This window comes from Clostridium tarantellae (genome assembly GCF_009295725.1).
In the GTDB taxonomy this organism is placed as follows: Bacteria; Bacillota; Clostridia; order Clostridiales; family Clostridiaceae; genus Sarcina; species Sarcina tarantellae.
In genome coordinates this window covers 1-8,962 of the sequence record NZ_WHJC01000142.1, presented here as the reverse complement: position 1 = coordinate 8,962, position 8,962 = coordinate 1, and the positions used below count along the sequence as shown (strand labels likewise).

Annotated in this window: 6 protein-coding genes; 3 read left to right on the top strand and 3 right to left on the bottom strand. The window is 26.5% G+C overall.

The window, feature by feature from the left end:
• Positions 1-73: 73 nt before the first annotated feature.
• Positions 74-253, bottom strand: a complete 180-nt coding sequence (locus GBZ86_RS09845; protein ID WP_152890218.1) for a hypothetical protein — start codon at positions 251-253, stop codon at positions 74-76.
• Positions 254-443: 190 nt separating this feature from the next.
• Here GBZ86_RS09845 and cobT point away from each other — a divergent pair, with 190 nt between their 5' ends.
• Together cobT and GBZ86_RS09835 are read left to right on the top strand one after the other, a co-directional pair.
• Positions 444-1,553, top strand: coding sequence for a nicotinate-nucleotide--dimethylbenzimidazole phosphoribosyltransferase (cobT, locus tag GBZ86_RS09840; RefSeq protein WP_152890217.1), 1,110 nt, complete (start codon positions 444-446; stop codon positions 1,551-1,553).
• A gap of 188 nt (positions 1,554-1,741) precedes the next feature.
• A complete protein-coding gene (locus tag GBZ86_RS09835) occupies positions 1,742-2,593 on the top strand; it encodes a DMT family transporter (RefSeq protein WP_152890215.1) in 852 nt (283 codons plus the stop codon).
• Positions 2,594-2,682: 89 nt separating this feature from the next.
• Here GBZ86_RS09835 and GBZ86_RS09830 read toward each other — a convergent pair whose 3' ends face one another.
• Both GBZ86_RS09830 and GBZ86_RS09825 read right to left on the bottom strand, forming a co-directional pair.
• A complete protein-coding gene (locus tag GBZ86_RS09830; RefSeq protein ID WP_152890213.1) occupies positions 2,683-3,186 on the bottom strand; it encodes a hypothetical protein in 504 nt (167 codons plus the stop codon).
• A 404-nt stretch (positions 3,187-3,590) separates the two neighbouring features.
• Entirely contained in the window at positions 3,591-7,289 is a 3,699-nt protein-coding gene (locus tag GBZ86_RS09825; RefSeq protein WP_152890211.1) for an endo-beta-N-acetylglucosaminidase, read from the bottom strand.
• A gap of 268 nt (positions 7,290-7,557) precedes the next feature.
• Here GBZ86_RS09825 and GBZ86_RS09820 point away from each other — a divergent pair, with 268 nt between their 5' ends.
• Positions 7,558-8,808 (top strand): MFS transporter, encoded by a 1,251-nt coding sequence (locus GBZ86_RS09820; protein WP_152890210.1) that lies wholly within the window; start codon positions 7,558-7,560, stop codon positions 8,806-8,808.
• Positions 8,809-8,962: the final 154 nt, after the last annotated feature.

Below are 8,962 nucleotides of genomic sequence, written 5' to 3'. Positions count from 1 at the left end.
AACTTAAGACTTTGTGTAAAAATTAAAAGGTGTGAAATTAAATATTTCACACCTTTTAATTATACATTTATTATTAATCTTTATATTCACATAAGCAGTTACATGCATTTTGTAGTGAATTCATTGCATTTTCTATAATAGTTTTGTTTTCTTCTTTTTCAGCTTTAGCATGAGCTTCTGTTAAAGCTGTTTCAGCTGCATTAATTTGATCTTTTACTTTTTCTACATAATCTTTTGCTTTGCAATTATTCATCTTTATTTTCTCCTTTCTTTAATTTTACAAACTTATTTTACTCTTTATATGAAAATTTTATTCATTTATAAATTAAAATTATTTTAGCAAAATTCACATTAAATTACTTTTATAAAAAATAATACTGATATATAATTTAATTCGGAAATAAATTTTTTATTTCTAATTTATAAATGTTTAGGAGATATTTATGGAAAATAATTTAACTAATGAATCTTTTTTACAAAATATTATTTCTAATATAAAAGATGTAAATTACTATGCTATGAAAGATGCTAAAAAAAGATTAGATTCTTTAGCAAAGCCTTTAGGTAGTTTAGGTATGCTAGAAGATTTATGCATAAAATTAGCTGGAATAACAGAAAAATTGCAAAATAAAATAAATAAAAAGGCCGTAATAATAATGTGTGCTGATAATGGAGTTGTAGAAGAAGGAATAGCTTCAGGACCACAATCTTTAACTCTTGCACAAACAATTAATTTTACTAAAGGTTTAACTGGAGTTGCAGTTTTAGCTAAACAAAATAACACAGATTTAATAATAGTAGATGTAGGAATAAATTCTGATAAAATTATTGAAAATGTAATTAACAGAAAAATAAATAAAGGAACTAATAATATTTTAAAAGGACAAGCTATGCATCGCCATGAATGTATAGCTGCATTAAATGTAGGAATAGAAATGTCCAAAAAAGCAAAAGATCAAAATTATTCCATTATTGGAGTTGGTGAAATGGGAATAGGTAATACTACTACTAGCAGTGCTGTACTTAAAGCTTTAACTAATAACAGTGTCCATGATATAACAGGAAAAGGAGCTGGATTAACTGATAGTGCTTTTCAAAAGAAAAAATGGGTTATTGAAGAAGCTTTAAAAATCAATTCTCCTGATAAAAATGATGCTATTGATATACTTGCTAAAGTTGGAGGATATGATATTGCTGCTATGACTGGAGTCTTTTTAGGTTGTGCTTATTATAAACTACCTATTGTTATAGATGGTTTTATTTCTGCTGTAGCTGCATTATGTGCTTGCAAACTAAATCCTTTAGTGAAAAAATATTTAATAGCATCTCATTTTTCAAAAGAAATTGGATATAATATAGCAATAAAACACTTAGGGTTAGAACCTATGCTGAACTTAAAAATGAGATTAGGTGAAGGTAGTGGTTGTCCTATTGCATTTTCTATTATTGAATCAGCCTGTGCTATTATTAACAACATGGCTACTTTTGAACAAGCTCAAATAAATACAGGTTATTTAGATGCTGTTAGAGATGAAAAATGTTATATTGTTTAATATTACATAACAATTAATTGAATTTTAACGAAATTTTATATAAATTAAACCTATATCTATTTAATTTCTTTTAAAAGCAAATTATAAAAATATTTAATGATATTTTTATAAACTTTAATTTTTAATTTATGCTATATTATAAATAGATAAGTTACTTTAATTAAATATTAAACCATTAGGAGATAATCATGAAAAAATTACATAAAGCTATTTTATTTATGCTTATTTCTGCATTAGGATATGCTTTAATGAATGCTTTTGTAAAGCTTTCAGGAAATATTCCTGCATTAGAAAAAACCTTTTTCAGAAATTTAACAACAGTAGTAATAGTTAGTATAATTATTATTAAAAATAAAATAAGTTTTTTAGGATTAAAAGAAGATAGAAAATACTTATTAGGACGTGCGGTTTTTGGAACTTTAGGAATGTGGGCAAACTTTTATGCTATTAATCATTTAATTATAGCAGATGCTTGTATGTTAAATCAGCTTAGTCCATTTTTCGTAATAATATTTTGTGCTATATTTCTTAAAGAAAAAATTAAACCTCTTCATATAATTTTTATATTTGTAGCTTTATCAGGGGTATATTTTATAGCAAAACCTAGCTTTTCAGGTAGTACATTACCTTATGCTATTGGATTAACTTCAGCCATTTTAGCTGGTGGTTCCTATACTTTCATAAGGTTTTTAGCTAATAAAGAAAATAGTTTAACTATTGTATTTGTATTTTCAAGTGTAGCTTTAATAATGACTTTTCCATTTATTCTACATAATTTTAAAATGCCAACCTTTTCCCAATTGTTATTTCTTATTGGTTCAGGTATATGTGTATTTTTAGCTCAAATATTTTTAACTTTTGCATATAAAAATGCACCTGCTAAAGAAGTATCTATATTTAGCTATGCTCAAGTAATTTTTACTGCAACTATGGGATATTTTTTATTTGGTAATATAATTAATATACATGCACTAATAGGTTATATATTAATTATTGGAGCCGCTATATTAATGTTTTTTTATAATAAAAAGCTTGCCTAGAAATTTATTTCTTATACAAATTATATAATGAATTTCTATTAAATAAAGCAACTAGTATTTAATATGCTAGTTGCTAATTAATTCTTATATTATCTATTTATCATTTTTATTTTATATAAATCTTCTATCCATGAATCAAGAGCATCATTTAATTTTTGCTCTAATTTATTTACTTCTAAAAATTCTTTTACTCTTTCTTTTATTTTTTTATCAAGTTCTTCTATTTGCAAATATCTCATAGTTAATCCATATTCTTCATGTTCAAACACTTTAAAAATTTGTCTTACTTTCTTCATTTCTTCTATTTTGTTTTTCTGAGATTTTATGCTTTCTAAAGCTGATTTAAATAATGCTTCATCCCAACGTAAAGGATTAGCTTTTTTAGCTTCCTTTATTTCATTTTTTAAATCTACTTTAATACCTGATTCAATTTCTTCTAAAACCCTTCTAGCCACTGCTGTATACTGTGCATTTTGTGCTTCTGAAGTTTTTATAAGTTTAATTAATCTTTCCTCAGTATGTTGTATTGTTACTTCATTTAAAATACCTAATACCCCATATTCTTTTATTATTTTTTCTGCATTTGTTAACATATTTATTACCTCCTATAAAAACGGGAGCCTTAATGTTTGAGCTTAGATAATGTACTTAATTATCTAAGCTCAAACTTTAATACTCTTGTTTCTTAAATAATATTAATGATTAATATTATCTTATCAAACTCACTCGTTTTGTCAAATAAAACCAATAATGTATTTTTATAATATACCTTAAAAATTTAAAAGTTAATTTAAACATTAACTAAATTTTTAATTTTTATTTACATATTACTATAAATTATTGTATTTTATAAAAATAATTAAATTTTTATAAATATCTTTATAAATTAATAAATTCTTAAATATAAAAATAAATTGGTAAGAGATTAAAACTTTAAAGTTTTTCTTTCTCTTACCAATTACTCATATTTTACATCAATCTAAAATTTAATTTTTAATTATTTATTAGTTCTACAGTTAATAGAAACTGGTCTAGATTTTATTTCATCATAAGATACTGCTACTACTTTTATTCCATATAAAGTATTTGCTTTTAATCCCTCTAAAATATATTCTGTTGTTTCACCTGATACTCTAGTAATTTCTTTTCCATCTTTGTAAATAATGTACTCTTTAACATCTACATCTGTTTCAGGATTATTCCAGTTTATTATTATGCTACTATTATTTATAGCACTTGCTTCTATATCTTTAACTTTTCCTGGTTTACCTAATTTCTTTATCTTGTTTAAAGTTATTTCTGAAGTTGCTACTTCAAATGGTCTTGTTAAATTAATTTCATATAAAGTTTCATCTGTTTCAAATCCTTCTAAGTTTCCAGTATATCTTACATTATATACACCTGGATCTAATTCATCACTTAATGCATTTCCTAGCTCATTTGTAGTAACTTGTGCAATTACTTTATTTCCTTTTAATATTTCATAAATAGCACCATCTATTGGTAAACTTCCCATATCTGATTTAACATTTATTTCTATTTTACCTTTAGATGAAGCTTCTTTATCACTATTATATGCTACTTTGAATTTAGGTGAAGTTTTCATGCCTTCTCTTTTAACTTCTAATATTATTTCTCCACCGTCTTTATTTAATAATAAACCTTCTAATTTAGTAACTGATTCTTGTCCATTTACTGGAACAGTTACTCTTGTTGGGAAAATATCTTGTTCATTTTCATAATAATTTATAATATCTCCCTCTTGTAAACTACCTATATCTAATGTTCCAAAGAATTCATTTGGTGCAAGCTTAACATTTCTTGGTAAAACTTTGTAATCTGAAATTGTAAAATCATTTGGAATCGGAGTTATATCCCATCTTTCATTTTCATATGAAGCACTTAGTTTAATACTAGTTTCTTTGCCTTCTTCCTTAGTTGCAAAATAAACTCTTCCTTCTTCTTCTCCTAAGTCTAAACCACTAAATCTTACTTCATCCTCTTCAGTAGCTATTTTTCTTGCAAAAGGTTCTGAGTCTTCTATATTTCTATATAATAATATTTCTTGTCCTGCTGGAACTTTTTTGAAAACAACTTCATCATTAGCTCCATAATTATTAATTGCTTTTACAGAATTCATAGGAACATTTCCTGTAGTTGGTGTATAATTTTCTTCAAATAATTGGAACTCATATATTCTTATAGCTTTCCATGGTGATGGACCTGGATGATCAATATATAATCTAAAATGCTGAGCTGTTATAGGCTCTTCTAAGTTTCTATCTACTACTCCTAAAGTATTATCTGTAACCACATCTACATCTTCATAAGTAGCTCCACCATCATATGAAACTTGAAGTCTAAAGTCTTTAGTATTAGTATCTACAGCTTCTCCTCCAGCTTCTCCATGCATTGTAACCCATCTTTTTATAGTTTTAACTTCACCAAGATCAACCTCTAACCAACCACCATACATACCAGTAGTTGTACACCATTTACTGTTATTTTCAACAGTACCATCAACGGCTTTAATTGCAGGTTCTCCTGAGTTTTCACTACTTGCTCTAACTGGTTTATTTAAAGCTACATTTACTGGTGCTTCTTCATTTGGAACCTCAGTATCTCCAGAATTTATGTTCCAATTAAATTTAACAGTTTGAGCTTCTCCTCTATTATAGTTTGCATCTACTGCTACTACTTCAAAATTAAAGCCTTTCTCATTTTCATATCTATTAAATGGAGATACATAATAAGAATTATTGTAAGTAGCTCCTACAAATTCTTTTTCTCCATTTGGTTTTTGTCTATATACTTCATAGAAATCTGCACCCTCTACATCTTCCCAATACATTTTTGCTTCTGCTTTTTGAGCATTGTGTAAAAGTGTTTCTTCTAAAGTTATCTTTGTTGATTTTGGTAAAATGCTATCTTTATTCTTTTCTTCTATAGATATATTACCTATATTAATTTTAAAATCGCTAATATCCTCTGTACTATCAAATTTTAATGATATAGCTGTTATTTTCTTTCCAACATGATCTTCTAATGATATTTTTGCTGTATTCCATTCTCCTGGCGTTCCATTCTCTACATCAAAGAACTGGAAGTTTTCTTCTGCATAAGTATCACCAAAACATAATCCTATTTGCATATTATCTTCTACAAATGGTGTTTTATATGCAACAGATAATTCTGTTGAGCTATCTGTAATGGCTAAATCTGTACTATATAATTTAATATGGTTTGGATTAACATCTTCTAAAGCTCCTTCAACTTTTAATGAACTTCCTCCATTATATGCATCTGTTCTATCAAAGTCTGGTTTTAATTTTGAACCTTCTGACTCTACTATCCATCTCCAAGTTGGTAGTTGTTCTTGAATAGCTCTATTATTCCATTCCTTATCTCTTGAAAGTTCTCCATCTATATAATAATCTGTACCATGACCTAAGTTAAAATTAGTTACAAAAGGCAAATCATTTATAGATGATCTATCTGCTACATAATTAGCTAATCCTACCCATTCTTCACTTGTATCTGAGTTTGATGGATCTGCTGTTGGTCCAACCCAGAATTTTTGGTCTTGCACATAAAAATCATCTACATCTTTTGCCATAGAAAAAGTAGAGTTAGGACAATACATAGCTAATGAAACTTTTAACTTATTATCTGCATCTAATAAATCTTTTACTCTAAATTCAGTATTGTAAGCATTTTGTTGTACATCTAATCCTGCATATACATCAAAAGGACTTCTTCCTACCTTATTTGCAGTTTCAACACTTTTATTTATTTTCGAAGGATTCCAGTTATAATTTAAGAAAAATTCATCTGTAACTCTATCTTCACCATTTTGAAAAAATCCAACATTTCTCTCATTTAAAGCATCTTGATAAGAAACTGGTCCATCAGTTGTCATAGAATCATACCAACCAATTCTTATGTCTGGATCTTTTTTATGCATATATGCGAAGAATTCTACCATAAGATCCGCATCTTCTTTACCACAGCCATAACTTTCTTGGTTTATAAACCAACCATCAAAACCATAAAAGTGAGCCATTTCTATCATTTTATCTGCTACAGGAAAATTACCATTTTCATCTTTAACTAAGAATTCTTTTACTTGTTCAACATGCCCTTCACCAGGTCCCCATGGAAATCCTACTGTTCCAAGTACTGGAACTCCATTTTTATGTCCAGCATCTATTACATCTGCTGTAGGCATTACGAAAATACCTCTATTAGAACCTCCCCAATAAACATATGAATCCACATATTGCCAATAAGAAAATACATAAGCATTTTCAGTATCTCCACCTTGAGTTGGTGCATTATCTGTTTGAGGATTAGTTAATGCACAATTCATTATCTTTGCTTCTGGATTTGCATTAGGATTCACTACTGGACCAGTAAATCTATCTTTTAATTCTATACTTCCTCTGTTATATCTTGCATTAGGATCACTTTCTGGTGTCCATTCTAATAATGTTTGTATACTATATGCATTTCCTGTTGGTTGAAGTGAATTTTTATTTTCATTAACACTAACAGTGCTATCAGGTGCACTTGGATTTGCCTTTACTTGAATAGGAATACCAGAAACTATAGATGCTACTAAAGCTATAGTAGCCATTGATGCCATAGTTCTTAAGCCTCTTCTTTTGCCATTTAATTTTCTACTACTAGTTCTCATATTTTATTGTCCCCCTTAACTTCTAATACATGGTTTTCTTTAAAATTAAAGTTTCAACAAAGCTCTCCAATCCATATATATACTCAAGTTCTTTTTAATTGAATATAAACCATAATATTACAATAACGTTTACAATTTTAATTTTATATTATGTATAAATATTTTTATAGTGTATTAATTTTATTTTTATTTGATTTTTTTTATGTATCAACATTTATTTTAATGGATTATATTATATAACATAAAATAATTTATATTAGGAGATATTATGAAAAAATATAAATTTCATTATGCTTGGATAATTCTAATTGCAAGTTCTGTTATATTATTCTCTACTCAAGGAATTCTTACTTCTTCTATAGGAGTCTTCCTTAAACCAGTTTCAAATACTTTAGGAGTAGGTTTAGGTAACTTTACTTTATATGCTGCCATAGGAGGCATAGTTTTATTAGTTATGCTACCTATAGCAAGTATATTATTTTATAAAATAAATTTACGAGTGCTTCTTAGTATAGCCATAATTTTAATGGGAGGTTCTTTTGCACTAATGTCATTACAAACATCTCTTATAGGGTTCTATATATTAGGTTGCATAGGACCTATAGGCTCATCTTTTATAGCATATCTTGCTGCACCTATTCTAATAAATAATTGGTTTATAGAAAAAAAGGGATTAGCAATGGGGATAGCTATAAGTTGTATTAGTTTAGGTGGGATTTTCGGGAATATATTGGCAAATTTTATTATATATAATTATAATTGGAGATTGGCTTATGCTTTTTTAGGTATACTTTCTATAATTCTTGTATTACCATTTACTATTTTTTTAATTGAATTAAATCCTCAAAATAATAATATGAAAGCTTATGGATATGTTGAAAAAAACAATAATAACTTGCAAAATGAAATTAAAAAAAATAAAAATATTAAATCTAATTTTATTCACATCCTAAAATTACCTTCCATTTATTTGTTAATATTTGTTGTTTTATTTATTGTATGTTGTGCTTGTCTAAGAATTCATTTGCCAATGCTTAGCTCTACTTTAGGTTATTCTACTGTTTTTATTTCTCTAACAATGTCTATATTAATGATTGGCTCCTTATTAGGTTCTTTCTTTATAGGATTTTTAAATGATAAAATAGGAATTGCCTCTACTACTATTTTAACCTTATGTTTAGGTATACTTTCTATATTTTTAATGATCTTTTTCTCTAATTATAAAACTTTTTTTATAATATCTGCATTTTTATTTGGTCTTATGACACCAATTATATCTGTACAACCTCCATTAATAATCAATAAATTATTTAGTCATTATAATTACTCAAAAATATATAGTATAATACAAATGACTTTATCTTTAGGAGGAATTATTGCCATACCATTATTAGGTTATATGTATGACTTTACTAAAAGTTTTTTAATAATTTTAATATTTATACTAATTTTGCTTATTCTATCATTATTTATTTCAATTTTATTGTTTTATAATAATAAAAGTTCAAAACAGCCATAATATGTTTTTAAAACTATTTTATTATTATAACGGATTGTGCTAGTTAAATTTGATTTTGAATTAAATGGTAATTATTTTAAAGAAAAAAATATGCCTATAAAGCACTTTTGTATAGGAATTTTATCCAAATACTAAGTGCTTTATTTTTCCTATA